At 72.5% G+C, this 17,573-nt stretch carries 17 protein-coding genes; 10 read left to right on the forward strand and 7 right to left on the reverse strand.

All coding sequences use genetic code 11. The features are described from left to right. Positions 1 to 249 precede the first annotated feature (249 nt). Positions 250 to 1,263, reverse strand: coding sequence for a LacI family DNA-binding transcriptional regulator (locus ACFWUY_RS16020; protein ID WP_384107771.1), 1,014 nt, complete (start codon positions 1,261 to 1,263; stop codon positions 250 to 252). A gap of 379 nt (positions 1,264 to 1,642) precedes the next feature. Between ACFWUY_RS16020 and ACFWUY_RS16025 the strand changes: the two genes are divergently transcribed. The 3 genes from ACFWUY_RS16025 (at position 1,643) to ACFWUY_RS16035 (ending at position 4,688) form a co-directional block, all read left to right on the forward strand. After that, entirely contained in the window at positions 1,643 to 2,608 is a 966-nt protein-coding gene (locus ACFWUY_RS16025) for a glycoside hydrolase family 6 protein (protein ID WP_384107773.1), read from the forward strand. Between the two features lie 106 nt (positions 2,609 to 2,714). Continuing rightward, positions 2,715 to 4,019: a glycoside hydrolase family 6 protein gene (locus ACFWUY_RS16030; RefSeq protein WP_384107775.1), complete on the forward strand. Its 1,305-nt coding sequence runs from the start codon at positions 2,715 to 2,717 to the stop codon at positions 4,017 to 4,019. A gap of 525 nt (positions 4,020 to 4,544) precedes the next feature. Next, positions 4,545 to 4,688 (forward strand): hypothetical protein, encoded by a 144-nt coding sequence (locus ACFWUY_RS16035; RefSeq protein WP_384107777.1) that lies wholly within the window; start codon positions 4,545 to 4,547, stop codon positions 4,686 to 4,688. A 340-nt stretch (positions 4,689 to 5,028) separates the two neighbouring features. On the opposite strand, the gene ACFWUY_RS16040 is transcribed toward ACFWUY_RS16035, so the two are convergent. Then, positions 5,029 to 5,994, reverse strand: a complete 966-nt coding sequence (locus ACFWUY_RS16040) for a pirin family protein (RefSeq protein ID WP_384107781.1) — start codon at positions 5,992 to 5,994, stop codon at positions 5,029 to 5,031. 152 nt (positions 5,995 to 6,146) lie between these two features. Between ACFWUY_RS16040 and ACFWUY_RS16045 the strand changes: the two genes are divergently transcribed. The 3 genes from ACFWUY_RS16045 to ACFWUY_RS16055 all read left to right on the forward strand — a co-directional run bounded on the left by ACFWUY_RS16045 (position 6,147) and on the right by ACFWUY_RS16055 (position 7,690). Next, positions 6,147 to 6,494: a tetratricopeptide repeat protein gene (locus ACFWUY_RS16045; protein ID WP_384107783.1), complete on the forward strand. Its 348-nt coding sequence runs from the start codon at positions 6,147 to 6,149 to the stop codon at positions 6,492 to 6,494. A 52-nt stretch (positions 6,495 to 6,546) separates the two neighbouring features. Then, the gene (locus ACFWUY_RS16050; RefSeq protein WP_384107785.1) at positions 6,547 to 6,969 is read left to right on the forward strand and encodes a DUF6153 family protein; all 423 of its coding nucleotides are present in this window, start codon (positions 6,547 to 6,549) and stop codon (positions 6,967 to 6,969) included. Between the two features lie 94 nt (positions 6,970 to 7,063). After that, complete coding sequence (locus ACFWUY_RS16055) at positions 7,064 to 7,690, forward strand: DUF305 domain-containing protein (RefSeq protein ID WP_384107787.1); 627 nt, start codon at positions 7,064 to 7,066, stop codon at positions 7,688 to 7,690. A 145-nt stretch (positions 7,691 to 7,835) separates the two neighbouring features. Here the strand turns inward: ACFWUY_RS16055 and ACFWUY_RS16060 are convergent, their stop codons facing one another. Further along, positions 7,836 to 9,509: an amidohydrolase gene (locus ACFWUY_RS16060; protein WP_384107789.1), complete on the reverse strand. Its 1,674-nt coding sequence runs from the start codon at positions 9,507 to 9,509 to the stop codon at positions 7,836 to 7,838. Positions 9,510 to 9,625: 116 nt separating this feature from the next. Then, positions 9,626 to 11,023 carry a purine-cytosine permease family protein gene (locus tag ACFWUY_RS16065; RefSeq protein ID WP_384107791.1) on the reverse strand — a complete coding sequence of 466 codons (1,398 nt, stop codon included), beginning with the start codon at positions 11,021 to 11,023 and terminating at the stop codon, positions 9,626 to 9,628. A 171-nt stretch (positions 11,024 to 11,194) separates the two neighbouring features. Between ACFWUY_RS16065 and ACFWUY_RS16070 the strand changes: the two genes are divergently transcribed. Next, entirely contained in the window at positions 11,195 to 11,839 is a 645-nt protein-coding gene (locus ACFWUY_RS16070; RefSeq protein ID WP_384107793.1) for a TetR/AcrR family transcriptional regulator, read from the forward strand. Between the two features lie 7 nt (positions 11,840 to 11,846). Here ACFWUY_RS16070 and ACFWUY_RS16075 read toward each other — a convergent pair whose 3' ends face one another. Next, the gene (locus ACFWUY_RS16075) at positions 11,847 to 13,289 is read right to left on the reverse strand and encodes a dihydrolipoyl dehydrogenase family protein (protein ID WP_384107795.1); all 1,443 of its coding nucleotides are present in this window, start codon (positions 13,287 to 13,289) and stop codon (positions 11,847 to 11,849) included. Between the two features lie 114 nt (positions 13,290 to 13,403). Here ACFWUY_RS16075 and trxA point away from each other — a divergent pair, with 114 nt between their 5' ends. Continuing rightward, positions 13,404 to 13,769: a thioredoxin gene (gene trxA / locus ACFWUY_RS16080; RefSeq protein WP_384107797.1), complete on the forward strand. Its 366-nt coding sequence runs from the start codon at positions 13,404 to 13,406 to the stop codon at positions 13,767 to 13,769. 317 nt (positions 13,770 to 14,086) lie between these two features. On the opposite strand, the gene ACFWUY_RS16085 is transcribed toward trxA, so the two are convergent. Further along, entirely contained in the window at positions 14,087 to 14,356 is a 270-nt protein-coding gene (locus ACFWUY_RS16085; RefSeq protein WP_384107799.1) for a hypothetical protein, read from the reverse strand. Between the two features lie 17 nt (positions 14,357 to 14,373). Beyond that, positions 14,374 to 15,408, reverse strand: coding sequence for a LacI family DNA-binding transcriptional regulator (locus ACFWUY_RS16090; protein WP_384107801.1), 1,035 nt, complete (start codon positions 15,406 to 15,408; stop codon positions 14,374 to 14,376). 156 nt (positions 15,409 to 15,564) lie between these two features. Between ACFWUY_RS16090 and ACFWUY_RS16095 the strand changes: the two genes are divergently transcribed. Next, a complete protein-coding gene (locus tag ACFWUY_RS16095) occupies positions 15,565 to 16,812 on the forward strand; it encodes an MFS transporter (protein WP_384107803.1) in 1,248 nt (415 codons plus the stop codon). A 42-nt stretch (positions 16,813 to 16,854) separates the two neighbouring features. Then, on the forward strand, positions 16,855 to 17,562 hold the full coding sequence (locus tag ACFWUY_RS16100; RefSeq protein WP_384107806.1) for an alpha/beta fold hydrolase: 708 nt from the start codon (positions 16,855 to 16,857) through the stop codon (positions 17,560 to 17,562). The last annotated feature ends 11 nt before the right edge of the window (positions 17,563 to 17,573 follow it).

Consider the following 17,573-nt stretch of genomic DNA (forward strand, 5'->3'; position numbering starts at 1 on the left):
CGGGGGGCCTTCGGGGCCGGGGTGAGAGCGGGTCCCGGGCTTCGCTCCGAAGGCTGGGAGCGCTCCCAAAAAGCTGGTAGCGAAACCCTGCCGCCCCGTTTGACGGCCTGTCAAGTGTGGGGGCGGGGACGGTCGAGCGGGTGGGGAACCGCTCGCGGGCAGCCGTGCGGGCGCACGCGCGAGGGCCCCGCGGGGTTCGTCGCGCAGGCCCCACGGGGCTCGCCGGGGCGGGCCCCGGCGGGTGTTCCGTCAGGCGCTGGCGCGGGCGACCAGGCGGGTGGGGAGGATCAGCGGGGTGGGATCCTGTCCGTTGATGAGCGCCACGAGCATGCGCGCCATCTCCTGCCCGAGAGCCTTTATGGGCTGATGAACGGTGGTCAGCGGCGGATCGGCGATCTGGGCCACCGCCAGATCGTCGAAGCCGACCACGGCGACGTCGTCGGGGACCGGCCGGCCGGCGTTGCGGAGTGTGCGCAGCGCCCCGGCCCCCATGTTGTCGTTCGCGGCGAACACCCCGTCCAGTTCCGGGTGGTTCGCCAGTAGCACGGTCATGGCGGCGGCTCCGGTGGACTCGGTGAAGTCCCCGGCCTCCGGCGGGTACGGTTCGAGGCCCGCCGCCAGCATGGCGTCCCGGTAGCCGCGGTACCGGGCGCGCCCGACCTCGGTGTCCAGGCGCCCGGAGATCGTGGCGACCCGGGTCCGGCCGGCCGCGATCAGGTACTCCGTCGCCTGGCGCGCTCCGCCGACGTTGTCGACGTCCACGTACCACCGGGGGTCTAAACCGACCGGCCGTCCGCCGAACACGACGGGCAGATCGGCCTCTTCGGCGAGGCGGGCCAGGGGATCGTCCTCGCGGAGCGCCATCAGCATCACTCCGTCGGCGCCCTTGGCCCGAATCAGCTGCTCCACTCGCATACGACCCCGGTCGGAGGCGGCGAGGCAGAGCATCAGATGCAGGTCGGCGTCCTCCAGGGCGGCCGAGGCCCCCACGATCACCTGGGCGAAGAACGGATCCGCGAAGATCGACGGATCCTCGCCCGAGACGACCAGGGCGGCCGCCCCCGTCTGGCGGGTGGCCAGTGCGCGGGCGGTCGGATTCGGTATGTAGCCGAGCCGGTGGACGGCCTGCTCGACCGCCTCCCGCTTGGCCCTGCTGACGTGGGGGGCGTTGTTGAGCACACGGGAGGCCACCGACCGCGAGACGCCGGCCAGTTCGGCCACCTCGTCGAGCGTCGACTGCCGGCGTGGCACGCCTTCCGTCATGGAACTGCCCCATTCTCTAGCGGCTGACGGTCGCGCTCCCGGGCCCTGTCCCACCGCGCCCGGCCCGGCCTGCGGGGCGGGGGGGTGACCGGGCGGGGATCCCCAGGACCAGAAAACTGGGAGCGCTTCCAGTTCCAGGACTGTAAACCCTTCCTGCCGCCATGTGAAGTGCGGGTTACGTGGTGGTACTTGACAGGCCGAGTGGGGCGTCGACACGATACCGCCGACACCCCAGGCAGCCGAAGCGCAGACTGGGACCGCTTCCAGTGGGAGCGCTTCCACGCCAGTGCCACCCTCGTACACCGCACTTCCTCCGTGCGCCGCCCGCTCAGGACGTGAGCGGGCGGCCCATCCGCCGCCAGGAAACCGAGGTACAGCCATGCGCCGCAGACTCCACGCCCTCGCCGCAGCCCTCCTCTCGCTGCCGATGGCACTCGCCGTCGCACCGTCCGCACACGCGGCCGACCCGACCGGCATGACCAGCGGGTTCTACACGGACCCGAACTCCAGCGCCAAGCAGTGGGTCGCCGCCAACCCCGCCGACGGCCGGGCACCCGCCATCAACTCGTCGCTCGCCAACACCCCGATGGCCCGCTGGTTCGGCTCCTGGAGCGGCACCATCGGCACCGCCACCGGCGCGTACGTGGGGGCCGCGGACCACGCGGACAAACTGCCGATCCTGGTCGCGTACAACATCTACAACCGCGACACCTGCGGCGGGCATTCCTCGGGCGGCGCCGCCTCGCCGTCCGCCTACGCGACCTGGATCGCGCAGTTCGCGGGCGGGATCGCCGCCCGTCCGGCCGTCGTCGTCCTCGAACCCGACGCCATCGCGGACTACGGCTGTCTGAACCCTACGCAGATCCGCGAACGCCAAGGCATGATCAACGGAGCCGTCGCCGAGTTCGGCCGCCAGGCGCCCAACACCTGGGTCTACCTCGACGCCGGCAACCCCGGCTGGGTCAACGCGGCGACGATGGCGCAGCGCCTCCACGAGGCCGGTCTCCGGCAGGCCCACGGCTTCTCCCTCAACATCTCCAACTACTTCACCACCGCGCAGAACACCGCCTACGGCAACGCCGTCAACAGCGAACTCGGCGCCCGGTACGGCTACACCAAGCCGTTCGTCGTCGACACCAGCCGCAACGGCAACGGCTCCAGCGGCGAGTGGTGCAACGCGGCGGGCCGCCGCATCGGCACGCCCACCCAGCTGGGCGGCGGCGCCGAGATGCTCCTGTGGATCAAGGCCCCGGGCGAGTCCGACGGCAACTGCGGTGTCGGAGCGGGCTCCACGGCCGGCCAGTTCCTTCCCGAGGCCGCGTACAAGATGATCTACGGTTACTGACCCCCCGACTCCTGTGGCCCGGTCCTCCCTGCCCCGTCGGCCGGGCCACAGGGACCCACCCCCTGACCGCTTTCTCCGCCTCTCCCCCTTTCGACCAGGAGCATTCATGAAGCCACGCAGCCTCAGGCGCCGCGTGACCGCCGTCGTCGCGGCGGTCGCCGCCTGCGCCGCACTGACCGCGACGCAGGCGCAGGCCGCGCCGGCCGGGACCGCGTCCACGGGGGCCACGCCCGTGGAGGACCCGGTCACCCCGGCCACGAAGTTCTACGTGGACCCCGTCAGCAAGGCCGCCAAGCAGGCCCTCGTCGACCTGCGCGCCGGCGACTTCGTGAACGCCGCCAACATGGCCAAGCTCGCGAGCCATCCGCAGGCCGAGTGGTTCACCGAGGGCACGCCCGACGAGGTCCGCGCCAAGGTGAAGCAGCTCGTCCGCGAGGCCCGGACGGTCGGCCGGACCCCGATCCTGGTCGCCTACAACGTGCCCGGCCGGGACTGCACCCAGTACTCCAGCGGCGGGGCCGCCTCCTCCGCCGCGTACCGGCAGTGGATCGACGCCTTCGCCGCCGGGATCGGCGACAGCAAGGCTGTGGTCGTGGTCGAGCCCGACGGCCTGGCCCTCCTTCCCAAGGACTGCGGACCCGCCGTCGACCCGACCGGCGAACTCACCGCCACCCGGATCGCCGACCTCGAGTACGCCGTGAAGACCATCAAGGCCCGACCGCGCACCGCCGCCTACCTGGACGCGGGCAACGTCCTGTGGCGCGGTGTCGGCGACATGGCGCAGCGGCTCCTCGACGCCGGTGTCCAGTACGGCGACGGCTTCGCCCTCAACGTGTCCAACACCCACCCCACCGACCACAACACCCGGTACGGCACGTGGATAGCCAAGTGCATGTGGTTCGCCACCGAGGGACCCGAGTACGCGCGCGGTCACGCCGACTGGTGCGCCACCCAGTACTACTCGCCCGCCGCGCCCGCCGACGGGACGCCCGGCAGCGTCGTCGACTCCGCCGATCCCACGACCTGGCGCTGGACCGACGCCTGGTTCGACCAGAACGTGGGCACCCCGCCGAGCGAGGCGCTGCACCACTTCGTCATCGACACCAGCCGCAACGGCCTCGGCGCCTGGGCCCCGGAGCCCGGCAAGTACAGCGGTGACCCGGAGATCTGGTGCAACGCGCCCGGCCGCGGCCTCGGCGCCCGCCCGACCGCGAACACCGGTGTCCCGCTCGTCGACGCCTACCTGTGGGTCAAGATCCCCGGTGAATCCGACGGCAGCTGTACGCGCAACACCGGCGGCACGATCGATCCCGAGTACGGCATCGTCGACCCGCCCGCCGGCACCTGGTGGGCCGACCAGGCCCACACGCTCGCCCGCAACGCGGCTCCGCGGCTGACCTTCAACCACTGAGCCCCACGCACGGCCACGCACGGCCACGCACGGAAACGCCCGGTCACGAGCAGCGGTTCGCTCGTGACCGGGCGTCGTCGGTCGCGTCTGTCGCGTCGGCCGCTCGTCAGCAGGCCTTGGGGGGAGCCGTACTCTCCCTGACCGTGAGGGTGGTCGCGATCTCCAGTCCGAGGGTCGTCACGCTCTCGCCCCGGCCGAGCGCGAGGGCCAGTTCGGTGGCCGCGGTCGCACTCCGCCAACGGCCACCTCAGCCCCAACGAATACGAACACCGACACCACGCCGCTAAACTCACGCTCGCCGCGTGATCAATAACCGCGTGCCCACCTTCACGGGGGAAGGCCCGGCTTCCCCCCGAAGGAGTTCCGCCATCCTCAGTGCGGCCCACCAGGCCTCGTACCGGTTCCCGCCTTGTCGGCCGCTCCGCCCGAAAGCCCCATTGCGCATCACTTCCCCAGAACACGCCAGCAGACTCCTCACCCACGGGAGCCAACAGCTGAAAACCCTATCCCCCGCACTCGCCCGTGATGCGACATGCGAAAGCGCACCATGCGGCTCATCGGCGAGAGCAGCGCAGGCAGTACGGCGAGCCCAAGGACGTCACCGCGCTGAAGCAGAACCCTCGGCTCGCCGGCTCCATCCTGCTCGACCAGGGCTGGGGCAACGCCTGACGCCGAGCCGAGCAGGCCGGCCGGCCGGCCGGAACAGACGTACCACCACGCCCCGCCAGGCCATGGCCATGGCCACGCAGGCCACGGTGCCGAGCCCGGCGTGCCGCCACTGCCTGCGCCACACCGTCAGGGCACCTGATGAACCGTCAGCAAAGTCGGCAAAAGGTCGGCGTTCAGCTGACCAGACCTGCTCGCACCCGAGCACACTCCGGAAGTGCACCCACCGACCGCACGACTGCGGAAGGAGCTGCGATACGCGCCCTCCCGCAGTCGCGACGACAGCCACGGCGGAGCCAAGCATCCCTCGACCTTGGATTGACGCAGAAGAGGAAAACCCAGGTCAGCGCACCCGCCCCCGCGCCTTCAGCTGCGTCGTCGGGACCTCCGGGGCGTCCAGGCGGTCGCCGTCGTAGCCCTTGACCTCGCCGAAGCGGTCGCTCGTCATCCATTCTTCGCGCGCCTTGCGGATCTCCTCGTCCGTGCGGCCGACGAAGTTCCACCACATGACGATCTCCTCCTCGAAGGGTTCCCCGCCGAGGAGCATCAGGCCGGCGTCGGAGGCCGCGCGGAGGGGGAGTTCGGTGCGGCCGCAGCCCAGGTAGAGCATCGAGCCGGGGAGGACCGGGACGCCGTCGACGTGGGCCTCGCCGGACATCGCCAGGACCGCGTACTCGAAGTCGGGGTCCAGGGGGAGGTTCGTCTCCGTGCCGGCGGTGAGGGCGAGGTCGGCCCCGACGAGCGGGGTGTACGTGGTGCCGGGCGAGGCGGCGCCATCGAGTTCGCCGAGGATCACCGTGGCCGTGAGGCCCGGGGCCGTGACCCGCGGCAGGTCGGCGTGGTGCTGGAAGTGCGGCTCCACGTGGCGGTGGGCGTCGGGGAGGGCGACCCAGAGCTGGGCGCCGTGCAGAAGGCGGGCGTGCCGCTTGGGGCTCTCCTCCGAGTGGGAGATGGCCCGCCCCGAGGTCATCAGGCCCAGTTCGCGCGGCCGGATGGTCTGGAGGCTGCCGGTGGAGTCGCGGTGCAGGACCTCGCCGTCGTGGAGCCAGCTGACGGTCTGGAGTCCCATGTGCGGGTGCGGCGGGACCTGCATCCCCGGTTCGTCGGCGATGTCGTCGGGGCCGTAGTGGTCGACGAAGGCCCAGGCCCCGACCATCCGCCGGCCCAGGTTGGGGAGCAGCCGGCGGACCTCGGTCGACTCTCCGAGCCGGACGCGCCGGGGGCTGAGGAGTTCCCGTACCGGCTCGGCGACGACGAAGCCGCGGCCGCCGCACACGGTCAGCGTGGCCTGGCGATCAAGATTGCTCATGCTCAACCTGTTCCTGTCCGGGTTCGCGGGAGGCGTGGTGCCTCCGTGGAGACGCGAATCATCGTAGTGGAATGTTCAACCATCTCGGCTTGTTGACCTGGTCGTCCACCTCCCAGGGTGGCAGATCGGGGCCCCCGGAAAGGCAGAGGCAAGTGAGCGACACGTACTACGAGTTCGGAACGGCCGGAGAACGCTGGGACCGCGCGCGGTTCTTCTTCGACGCGAAGGAGTACGGAACCGCCGTCCGCATCCTGCGCGGCCTGGTCGCCGAGCACCCTGAGCAGACGGCCCAGCGGCTCCTCCTCGCCCGTGCCTACTACCACTCCGCCCAGCTCTCCCGGGCCGAGACCGAACTGAAGGCCGTCCTGGAGCGCGACCCGGTCGAGCACTACGCCCGGCTGATGCTCGGGCGCACGCTGGAACGCCTGGGGCGCGCGGACGAGGCCGCGCCGCACCTGCGGATGGCCGCCGCCATGGCGGGCGAGACGCCGCCGTCCTGACGCGACCCCGATACCCCCGCACGGTATATTCGTCAGCCAGGAGGTCCTGGCTGTGCGGCCACACCGAGCAGAACACGGCAGTCGAGCGGAAGGTGCCCTGGCGCACCTTCTGCTCGTCGTCGTGCTCGCGCTCGGTGTGTTCCTGATGCACGCCGTCGGCCACCCCGAGGGCTCGGGCGGAGGTACGGAGACCACCGCGGCCGCCTCCACCGGTCCCGCCCATGACGGTGGCGGCGAAGGCCACGGCGGCGAGGGCTCCGGCACCGGGCACGAGCCGGGCACCGCGATGGACATGACCACCCTGTGCGTCGCCGTCCTGACCGGCTGGCTGCTCACGGGGCTCGTCCGGGCCGCCCTCCGGCGGCGCCCCGACCGGCCGGCGCTCCTCCTCGCGCGGCTCACACCCGTGCTCGGACCGCACGCGCCGCCGTTCCGGCCTCCCGACCTCGCTCAGTTGTCCGTCCTGCGGATCTAGGCCGTACCGCCGCCGCGGGCGCCCCGCGCTGCCCGTGAACGTCTTCGGCCTGCCCTTTTCCGTCCGCACGAACAGCACACGAGGTATCACCCACATGCATGCCCTCACCCCTCGCACCATCCGGACGTCCGCCCTCGTCGGCGCCGCCGTCGCGACCGGACTCCTGCTCTCCGCCTGTGGCACGGACAGCGGCCCGAGCGGAACGCACCACGCCGGCCCGTCCGCCGCCACCTCCGCGTCCCCGTCCGCCGCGCCCGGAGCCTTCAACGACGCGGACGTCATGTTCGCGCAGATGATGATCCCCCACCACGAGCAGGCCCTGGAGATGGCGAAGCTCGCCGAGGGCCGGGCCCAGGACCCGGAGGTCAAGAAGCTCGTCACCGCGATCGAGCAGGCCCAGGACCCCGAGATCCAGAAGATGAAGGCCTGGCTGAAGGGCTGGGGCGAGCCCGAGTCCGCCGGTCACGGCTCCGGTGGCGGACACGGCATGGCCGGAATGATGTCCGAGCAGGACATGAAGGACCTGGCCGCCGTCAAGGGCGGGGACTTCGACCGCAAGTTCGCCGAGCTGATGATCGCCCATCACGAAGGCGCCGTCGACATGGCGAAGGACGAGCAGGAGAACGGCGGCAACGCCACGGCCAAGGCGCTCGCCGACGACGTCGTACGGACCCAGTCCGCCGAGGTCGCCGCCCTGCGGAAGATCCTCGACCGACTCTGACCCGCCGGCTGGTGCGTGGACGTCGGCGCGCACGCGCTTCCCGCGCCACGCGCCGGCCACGTACGGCCTTCTCGTACGACCCCGCTCGTACGCGCGCCACGGGCGGCCCGTCCCCACCGGGTCGGGCCGTCCGGTCCGCCCGCCCTCAGCGCTCCACCACGACCTGCCCGCCCACCACGACCGTCTCCGCCACCGTGCCCGGGATCTCCTCCGGGTCGACCCGGAGGATGTCGCGGGAGAGGACGACGAAGTCGGCCAGCTTGCCGACCGTCAGCGAACCCCGTTCGTCCTCGAGGAAATTGGCGTACGCCGAGCCCATCGTGTAGCCCTCGACCGCCGTGACGACGTCGATCGTCTCGCCCGCCGTCCAGGCCTCCCCGCCGCCGGGCGGGCGGCGGGTGACGGCGGCGTGGATGCCGACCATGGGGTCCATCTCGGCGACGTTCCAGTCGCTGGAGAGGGCGAGGACGGCGCCGGCCGTGCTGAGACTGCGCAGGGGCCAGGCCTTGTGCCAGCGGTCGGGGCCGACGTTCTCGGCCCAGTCCTGGCCGGGGCCGGCGATGTCGGGGGCGGCGTGCCGGGGCTGCATGCAGGCGACGACGCCGAGTTCGGCGAAGCGCGGGGTGTCGGCCGGATCGAGGCACTCGACGTGCACGATCTGGTGGCGCGCGTCGCGCGGACCGTTGGCGGCGCGGGCCCGTTCGACGGCGTCGAGGACGGTACGGATGCCCCGGTCGCCGGTGGCGTGGACGAAGCACTGGAAGCCCCGCGCGTCGAGGCGGGTGAGCAGGTCGGCGAACTCCTCGGGCGGGTAGAAGGTGTCGCCGCGGTGGTGGGAGCAGCCCGCGTACGGTTCCAGGAGGGCGGCGGTACGGGGTTCCACGACGTCGTCGATGTACAGCTTGAGCGGGCCGACCCGCAGGCGGTCGTCCGCGAACTCGTCCGCAGCGGCGGCGAATGCGTCGAGGTCGGCGTCGGTCGTGCCGCGCGGGTGGAAGAGCGCGGCGACGATCCGGGAGCGCAGGCGGCCCTCGGCCCGGGCGCGCTGGAAGAGGGCGAGGTCGTCGAGGGAGTTCTGGGGTTCGACGACGGTGGTGATGCCGAAGCCGATGGCGTCGTCGAGGCTCTTGGCGAGCCGCCCGTACTGCCGGTCCGGCGACGCCCACGGGACGCCGAGTTCGCGCAGGGCGCGGTGGCCGTCGCGGGAGAGTCCCTTGACGGCGAAGTCCTTGACGAATCCGGTCGGTTCGCCGGTCGCCGGGTCGGTGACCGCCCGCCCGAAGGGGAGGTCGGTGTGGTCGCGGTCGACGCCGAGCCGTCGGAGGGCTGCGGTGTTGAGCCAGGCGGTGTGGACGTCGTAGCTGAGGACGAGGGCGGGGGTGTCGCCGGTGGCCGGGTCGAGGTCGGCGGCGGTGGGCATGCGTCCGCCGGGGATCGCGGAGTAGTCGAAGGCCTCGGCCTCGATCCACTCGGCGTCCGGGTGCGTGGTGTGCCAGGCGCGGATACGGGCGTGGATCGCGTCGAGGCCGCGGGCGCCGGCGAGCTGGACGCACGCGTCGTCGGAGCCGAGGCGGACGTGGTTGTGGGCGTCGACGAAGCCGGGGAGGACGAGCCGGCCGCCGGCGTCGAGGACCCGGGTGCCGGGGCCGGTCCAGGCGGCGGCTCCGGCGTCGGAGCCGATCCAGACGATGCGCCCGGCACGGACGGCGAGGGCCTGCGCCTCGGGGAGCACGGGGTCGACGGTGTGGATCCGGGCCCCGGTGAGGACGAGGTCGGCGGGCGCGGGGACTCGGGCGGGGGCGGGGGTCGTGCTGTTCATACGGGGTGGCTCCGTGACGTGCGTACGGGGGGAACGGGTGACGAGGGCGGGGGTGAGGGTGAGAGCGCGGGAACTCGGGCGGGGGCCGGCGAGGAGGGCGGGAGTACGGGGCGGGCTCAGTCGCGGACCGGGGTCACGCGCCCGCGTGCGAGGAGCACGTACACCAGGGCCGAGACTCCCGCGCCGAGCAGGGTGAGGTCCGCGCCGCCGAGCGGGGCGACGAGCGGGCCGGTCCAGAGTGCGGAGTCGCAGGTGAGCGCGGAGAAGAGGAGCCCGGAGAGGAGCGCCGTCACGCCGGCCGGGTGCCAGCCGGAGCGGTACCAGTAGGCGCCGCCGGTGGTCGTGTGCAGTCCGGCGGAGTCGTACGTGCAGCGGCGGAGCACCATGTCGGCGAGGAAGACCCCGCCCCAGGGGGCGAAGACGATGATCAGGAGGGAGAGGAAGGAGAGGAGCGAGGTGGTGAAGTCGGTGAGGAAGAGGGCGCCGAGGGAGCCGAGGGCCGTCACGGCGGCGCTGATGAGGATGGCGCGGGCCCGGCTCCAGGGGATGCCGAGGACCTGGAGGTTCAGGCTCGACGAGTAGAGCGTGATGATCGAGTTGGTGACGGAGCCGCCGAGGACCAGGGCGAGGAAGAGCGGCTGGAACCAGCCGGGGAGCAGGCTCTCGGTGCCCGCGACGGCGTCGGTCATGTCGGTCTGGGTCGCGGCGGCCACGCCCGCGACACCGAGGGCGACGGAGGAGACGAAGCCGCCGAGGGCTCCGCTCCAGGTGACGGCCTTGAGCGAGGTCGTGCGGGGCAGATAGCGGGTGTAGTCGGCGGGCATCGGGAGGTACGAGAAGGGGCCCGCGAGCATGACGACGAAGGCGAGGCTCCAGCCGGCGGCGCCGGGCGAGGCGGCGGGGGCCGAGGTGTCGGCGCCGGGCAGGACGAGGACGAGCAGGGCGGCGAAGCCTGCGGCCAGGACGTAGGCCATCCACCGTTCGGCGAACTGGACGGTGGCGTGGCCCCAGAGGGCGACGGCGAAGGTCAGCGCGAGGGTGACGCCGAGGGCGAGGGCGCGGGCGGTGTGGCCGCCGTTCCAGCCGAGGTCGGCGAAGAAGGCTTCGAGGGCGAGGGTGCCCACCACGGTGTTGACGATGGTGTAGCCGATGCTGACGATCCAGTTGAGGAGCCCGGCCGGCCAGTTGCCGCGCGGGCCGAAGGCCGCGCGGGAGAGGACGAGGGTCGCGGTGCCGGTGCGCACGCCGCCGAGTCCCGCCGCGCCGATGGCGAGGAAGGAGAGGCCGCCGATCACGACGACGGCGGTGGCCTGCCAGAAGGAGAGCCCGAAGGCGACGGCGAGGGCGCCGTTGATGACGTACGTGAAGGTGAGGTTCGAGCCGAACCAGAGCCAGAAGACGTCTTTGGCGCTTCCGTGCCGTTCGGCGTCGGGTATGGGGTCGATTCCGTGCTCCTCGACCTGGAACACCTCGTCCCGGCCCGTGGTCACGGGCGCCGTCTCGTGTCCGAGCACACCGCACTCCTGTCTTGAATGCCGTTCTAACACTTAGAACGGCATTCAAGATGTGCGATGGGTTCGGGCCACGTCAAGACCTTCGGAGGTTGCGGTTAGGGTCGACCCCGTACGAGCGGCGCGAGCGAGCGGCGCGAGCGGTGGCGGAACGGCAGGACGGGGACAGCGGCGGTGGCAGGGGCGGCACGACGGCGGGACGGACACGTCACCCAGGAACGGATGCTGGAGGAGGCCATGGCGGCGATCGCCGAGGACGGCCTCTCCGCCCTCACCATGTCGGCGCTCGCCGAGCGGCTCGGCACGAGCGGCGGCCACATCCTGTACTACTTCGGCAGCAAGGACCTGCTGCTGCTCGCCGCCCTGCGGTGGAGCGAGGCCGCGCTCGCCGAGGAGCGCCGCGCGCTGCTCGCCCGGCGGATCACGGCCGAGCGCAAACTCGACCACTTCCTGCGGCTCTACCTGCCGCGCGGCCCTCGCGACCCTCGCTGGACCCTGTGGATCGAACTCTGGGCCCGCACCCCCGGCAACGACGCGCTCCGCGAGGCCCAGGAGGAGCTCGACCGGGGCTGGCAGGAGGACCTGGAGGCACTGCTCGCCGCGGGCGTCGCGCGGCGGCGGTTCGCGCCGCTCGACACGGGCGCCCGCGCCTCCGAACTCCTGGCCCTGCTCGACGGGTTGAGCACCCGGGTCGTCCTGGGCCAGGAGTCCGGCCGCGATCCGCGTCCCGCCCTGGAGGCGGCCCGCTCGGCCGCCCGGGCACTCGTCCCGCCGTACGCGACCGCGGACGACAACACCACGGCCGGTCGGACGAACTGAGGACCCGTCAGCCTCGGTAGGCCTCCAGGAGCCGCAGCCACGCCTCGCTCAGCGTCGGGTAGGAGGGAACGGCGTGCCACAGACGGGCGATGGGGACCTCGCCGACCACCGCGACCGTCGCCGAGTGGACGAGCTCGCCGATCCCCGGGCCGACGAAGGAGGCACCGACGACGACCTCACGGTCGAGGTCGACGACCATCCGGGCGTGGCCGCGGTAGCCCTGGGCGTAGAGCCCGGCCCCGGCGACCTGCCGCATGTCGAGGTCCACGGCCCGGACCCGGTGGCCCGCCCGCTCGGCCTCGGCCAGGCTGAGGCCGACGGCGGCGGCCTCGGGATCGCTGAACACCACCTGCGGTACGGCGGCGTGGTCGGCGGTGGCCGCGTGCGCGCCCCACCTCCCGTCGTCCAGGGGCTCGCTCCCCCGCGCGCGGGCGGCGATGGCGGCGCCGGCGATCCGGGCCTGGTACTTGCCCTGGTGGGTCAGGAGCGCCCGGTGGTTGACGTCTCCGACGGCGTACAGCCAGTCGCTGCCGGTGACCTTGAGGCTGTCGTCGACGTCGAGCCAGGAGCCCGGCTCCAGGCCGACCTTCTCCAGGCCGATGTCCTCGGTGCGCGGGGCCCGGCCGGTCGCGAAGAGGACCTCGTCGCCGTCGACGTGGTCGCCGCCCTCCAGGACCACGGTGACCGGTCCCGTACCGCCGTCGCGCACCACCGCGCTGACCGTGGCGCCGGTACGGATGTCCGCGCCGCGCATGGTGAGGGCGTCGGCCACGTGCTCACCGACGAAGGGCTCCATACGGGGCAGCAGGCCCCCGCCCCGTACGAGCATCGTCACCTTCGCGCCGAGGGCCTGCCAGGCGGTGGCCATCTCCACGCCCACCACTCCCCCGCCGACGACCACCAGCCGCTCGGGCACCCGGTCGGCGCTGGTCGCCTCACGGCTGGTCCAGGGCCGGGACCCGGCGAGACCGGGCAGCTCCGGCAGGACGGCGCGGCTGCCCGTGCAGACGGCGACCGCGTGCCGGGCGGCGAGCACGTGGCGCTCGCCCTCGGGGCCGGTGACCTCGACCCGGCGGGGACCGAGGAGACGGCCGTGCCCCCGGAACACCCGTACGCCGACGGAGTCGAGCCAGTCCACCTGGCCCTCGTCCTTCCAGTGGCCGACGACCTGGTCCCGGTGGGCCAGGACCTCGAGGGCGTCCAGCGGACCGTAGACCGACTCCCGAAGGCCCGCGACCTTCCGGGCGTCGGAGCGGGCGATCGCGGGACGCAGCAGCGCCTTGCTGGGCATGCAGGCCCAGTACGAGCACTCGCCGCCGATCAGCTCGCTCTCGACGATCGCGGCGCTGAGGCCGGCGGCCCGCACCCGGTCGACGACGTTCTCCCCCACCGGACCCGCCCCGAGAACCACCACGTCGTACTCGTGTCCGTCTTCCACCGTTCGCGTCATGGGTCCCAGTCTGGCGCAGCACCCCGGAATAGCACGGCTCGATACGCGGTTGTGCCGGGCGAGTCCCCAGGGGACCGTGAGGAAACCCGCCAGGAGACCCCGAAAGGTAGGAACATGAGCACCGTAGAGCTCACCAAGGACAACTTCGACGAGATCGTGAGCGGCAACGAATTCGTCCTCATCGACTTCTGGGCTTCCTGGTGCGGTCCCTGCCGTCAGTTCGGTCCGGTCTTCGAGGCGGCCTCGGAGCGTCACCAGGACCTGGTCTTCGCCAAGGTGGACACCGAGGCGCAGCAGGAGCTGGCCGCCGCGTTCGAGATCCGCTCGATCCCGACGCTGATGATCGTGCGCGACAACGTGGCCGTGTTCGCGCAGCCCGGCGCGCTGCCGGAGACCGCCCTCGAGGACGTCATCGGGCAGGCCCGTCAGCTGGACATGGACGAGGTCCGCAAGTCCATCGAGGACGCCAAGGCGAAGTGAGCCGTCACGAGGGGGGTACGGGAGGGCCTCTCCCGTACCCCCCTCGTGTGTCGTGCGGGGCCCCGGTGTTCCAGGGGCGAGCCCGCCGCCGATGCCGATGCCGATGGCTCCGCCGCACGGATGCGCGATCTCGGGGGCGAGTTCCCGCCATGCGGGGAGGCAGTCGGGCGGCTGGACGGCGGAGACCGGTCCAGGGCCCGATGTCGACGGCCGGCGACCGAGGCCCGGTGGCCGTGGCCCGGTGGCCGTGGCCCGGCGATCGAAGCCCGGCGGCCGGGACCCGGCGGCCAGGGCCCGGTGCCGATGGCCTCCGTAGGTCAGTCGCGTGCCAGGGGCCGTACGAGAGCCGTCAGGCCGTAGTCCAGCTCGCGCCCGTCGACGAGCAGCGCCTCGACCGTCCGGGTCTCCGGGTCGATGTCGGCCATGACGCCGTGCCCTTCGTAGATCGGATAGCCCGACGCGCCGCGTCGCCCGGTCGCCTCGACGACGGCCGACCGGACGGCACTGTCCGTGACGGAGGCGCCGCCCCGGTCCTCGACGTGCGCGGGCACCAGCAGGATCTCGAAACGCTTCGGAACTGTGCTCATGGACCGACGCTAAACGTTCAGCTGGACTCCCGCCGGACGACCCGCGAGGCAAGGAGCGCGCGGGTGCGGGGCGGGGCCTCCGGCTCCCGTACGGCCCGGTCGACGAGCTCGGCCAGCTCGCGGCCGAGCACCATGTCGATGCGTACGGTGCTGAGCCGGGGCCGCAGCAGCCGGCCGAGGAGCAGGTCGTCGGCGCCGATGACGGCGGTCTCGGCCGGCACGGCGACGCCCGCGTCCTGGAGCGCCCGCATCAGGAGCATCGCGTACTCGTCGTTGTAGGCGAAGACACCGTCGAGCCCCAGCTCGCGCCAGCGCCCGGCGAGCGCGTTCGCCGACTCCTCCTCGTACCTCAGCGGCAGGGGTACGACGGTGGCGTCCGTGCCCTCGACGGCGCGCCGGGCGCCTTCGAGGCGGGGGCCGGAGAACATCGCGAGTCCCGGTTCCTCGGGCATGACGACGCCGATCCGGCGCCGGCCGGTCTCCACCAGGTGCGCGGCGGCCACCTCGCCCACCCGCCCCTGGTCCATGACGAGGGCGTGGGTGCCCTCGACGCCCTCGGTGCCGAGGGTGATGACGGCCCGCGCTCCGGAGCGCTTGAGGATCTCGACCCCCTGCCCGCTGAGCCGGATCTCGCCGAGCGAGACCACGGCCACCGGCCGGAGCTCGGCCCAGGCGCGGGCTGCCTCCTCGGCCTCCAGACCGACGCTGCCGTACTGGACCACCGTGTAGTCGAGGCGCCGCAGCGCCCACTGGAACTCGTTGAAGAACTGGCTGTACAGCGGCCCGACCGGAACGTGGGAGGTCGGCAGCAGCACCATCCTGCTGTGGCCGGCGCGCAGGCTGCGGGCGGCGGCGTGCGGCACGTACCCCAGCTCCTCGGCCGCTTCGCGCACCCGGCGGCGGGTGGGCTCGCTGATGCGGACGGCCGAGGTGTTGTTCAGGACGTACGAGACGGTGGCCCGGGAGACGCCCGCGAGGCGGGCGACATCGGCGCTGGTCGGGACCGTGCGTCCGGCGGGGCGCTCGGAGGACTGTTCGGTTGGCTGGCTCATCGCCTCGGCATCTTTCCAGAACGATCCGGCACAGGGTCTGGCGGATGGCCGGAATCGGGTGCTACACAATGCCCACACACGTTACTTACACGTGTCACCACTCCCGTTCGACTCCGCTCTCGCCCCTTCTCCGGGCGATCTCCCCAGGAGGGCACCGTGGCCCTTTCCTCCCCTTCCGCAGGCACCGACGCGTCCGGCTCCCCGTCCGCCGGCCGGCCGACACGTGGTCTGCTCCCCCTGCTCCTCGCCGGGAACACCGCGATGTACGCCCTGTACGTCGGCGTCCCCGGCATGCTCCTCGCGCTCCAGATCGAGGACATCGACCCGGCCGACAAGGTGGCGAACTTCGGCCTCGTCTCCGGCATATCCGCGATCTTCGCCACCGTCTTCAACCCGGTCGCGGGCGCCCTCTCCGACCGTTCGGGCCGCCGCAACCCGTGGATCCTCGCCGGCGGGCTCCTCGCCCTGCCGGTGATGCTGCTGCTCGGCAACGTCCACACGATCCTGCTCGTCACCATCGCCTGGTGTCTGGGCCAGGCCGTCATGAACGTCTACCAGGCCGCCCTGACCTCCGTGGTGCCCGACCGGACACCCCTGGCCGCCCGGGGCAAGGCCTCGGCGGCCGTCGGCCTCGGACTTCCCGTCGGCTCGACGATCGGCGCCCTCGTCGGCGCGGCCTTCTCGGAGGACTACCGCACCGGCTACCTCGTGTTCGGCGCGGTCGTCGCGGCCACCGCCGTGCTCTTCACCGCCTGCGCCCGCGAGGAGCGCATGCCGGCCAGGGCCCCGCTGCCGGTGCGGGAGCAGATCGCCGCCTTCGGCGGCGCGCTCAAGGACCACGACTTCCGCTGGGCCTTCATCGGCCGCGCCCTCCTGGTCCTCGGCTACTTCGCCGTGGCCGGATTCCAGCTGTACATCCTCAAGGACCACACCGTCCTGCCCGCCGGGCTGAGCCCCGAGCAGGCCGTGGCGGTCCTCGCGCCGCTCACCGCCGTCGCCATGGTGGTCTCCACGGTGCTCGGCGGCTGGCTCTCGGACCGGTTCGACCGGCGCAAGCTCTTCGTGGGCGCCTCCGCCGCGCTCGCCGCCGTGGCCCTGCTCATCCCCGCGGTCTCCACGAGCTGGACGGCGATGCTGGCCTTCTCCGTCGTCAACGGACTCGGCTTCGGCTGCTACATGGCCGTCGACACCGCCCTGGTGACCCTGGTGCTCCCGAAGGCCGAGGACGCGGCCCGTGACATGGGGGTCCTCAACGTCGCCAACGCGGGCCCGCAGATCGTCGCCCCCTTCGTGGCCTCGCTCGTCGTCTCGCTGAGCGGTGGGTACACGGCGCTGTTCCTGATCGCCGCCGTACTGTCGGTACTCGGCGCGCTCGCCGTGCACCCCATCCGCAGCGTGCGCTGACCCCGTCGGCGTCCGCGGAACTCCGTCAGGAAGGGCCGAACCGTGCTTCTGCACACGACCACCTGGGGATCCGGTGACCGGATCGCCCTGCTCGTCCACGGCCTCATGGCCGACCACCGCACCTGGCGGCGGGTCGGACCGGCGCTCGCGGAGCGCGGTTACCGGGTGATCGCGGTGGACCTGCGGGGGCACGGGCTGAGCGGGCGGGCCGCGGGACCGGAGGAGTACCGTCCTGAGGACTACGCCGGCGACCTCGTCGAAACCCTCCCGGCCGGTGCGGAGCTGGCCGTCGGGCACTCGCTGGGCGGCCTCGTCCTGGCCCGTGCCCTGGAAGGGCTGGGGCCGGCCCGTGCGGTCTACTCCGATCCCGCCTGGCACCTCGGGGCGGGTCTCGGCGGCTACCAGGCCGAGATCTTCGTCCGGGGCAGGTCGATGACCCGCGAGCAGATCCGGGGGTTCAACCCGCACTGGTCGGACGAGGACCTCGACACCGAGATGGCGTCGGTACGGCTCTGGGACGAGCGGTCGGCGTACGGTCTGGTGGACTTCGTGGGCGCGGACCTGTGGCCTGCCCGCGCCGCCGTCCCCTCCCTGGTCGCCCTCGCCGACCCGAGCATGCTGGTCTCCCCCGGCGCCGCCCGGATGCTGGAGGAGCGCGGATTCACCGTCCGTACCGTGGCGAAGACGGGACACACCGTCCACCGGGACGACTTCGACGGGTTCATGTCCGCTCTGGACGGCTGGATCTGACGTACCGTTCA

The sequence above is a fragment of the Streptomyces sp. NPDC058664 genome (assembly GCF_042716635.1).
Lineage (GTDB): Bacteria > Actinomycetota > Actinomycetes > Streptomycetales > Streptomycetaceae > Streptomyces.

Bases quoted from the DNA above. Each gene is read 5' to 3' on its own strand.
- ACFWUY_RS16025 (WP_384107773.1), top strand. From the start codon at position 1,643: ATGCGCCGCAGACTCCACGCCCTCGCCGCAGCCCTCCTCTCGCTGCCG.
- ACFWUY_RS16090 (WP_384107801.1), bottom strand. From the start codon at position 15,408: ATGAGCCAGCCAACCGAACAGTCCTCCGAGCGCCCCGCCGGACGCACG.
- ACFWUY_RS16055 (WP_384107787.1), top strand. From the start codon at position 7,064: ATGCATGCCCTCACCCCTCGCACCATCCGGACGTCCGCCCTCGTCGGC.
- trxA (WP_384107797.1), top strand. From the start codon at position 13,404: ATGAGCACCGTAGAGCTCACCAAGGACAACTTCGACGAGATCGTGAGC.
- ACFWUY_RS16085 (WP_384107799.1), bottom strand. From the start codon at position 14,356: ATGAGCACAGTTCCGAAGCGTTTCGAGATCCTGCTGGTGCCCGCGCAC.
- ACFWUY_RS16035 (WP_384107777.1), top strand. From the start codon at position 4,545: ATGCGACATGCGAAAGCGCACCATGCGGCTCATCGGCGAGAGCAGCGC.
- ACFWUY_RS16060 (WP_384107789.1), bottom strand. From the start codon at position 9,509: ATGAACAGCACGACCCCCGCCCCCGCCCGAGTCCCCGCGCCCGCCGAC.
- ACFWUY_RS16075 (WP_384107795.1), bottom strand. From the start codon at position 13,289: ATGACGCGAACGGTGGAAGACGGACACGAGTACGACGTGGTGGTTCTC.
- ACFWUY_RS16040 (WP_384107781.1), bottom strand. From the start codon at position 5,994: ATGAGCAATCTTGATCGCCAGGCCACGCTGACCGTGTGCGGCGGCCGC.
- ACFWUY_RS16020 (WP_384107771.1), bottom strand. From the start codon at position 1,263: ATGACGGAAGGCGTGCCACGCCGGCAGTCGACGCTCGACGAGGTGGCC.
- ACFWUY_RS16030 (WP_384107775.1), top strand. From the start codon at position 2,715: ATGAAGCCACGCAGCCTCAGGCGCCGCGTGACCGCCGTCGTCGCGGCG.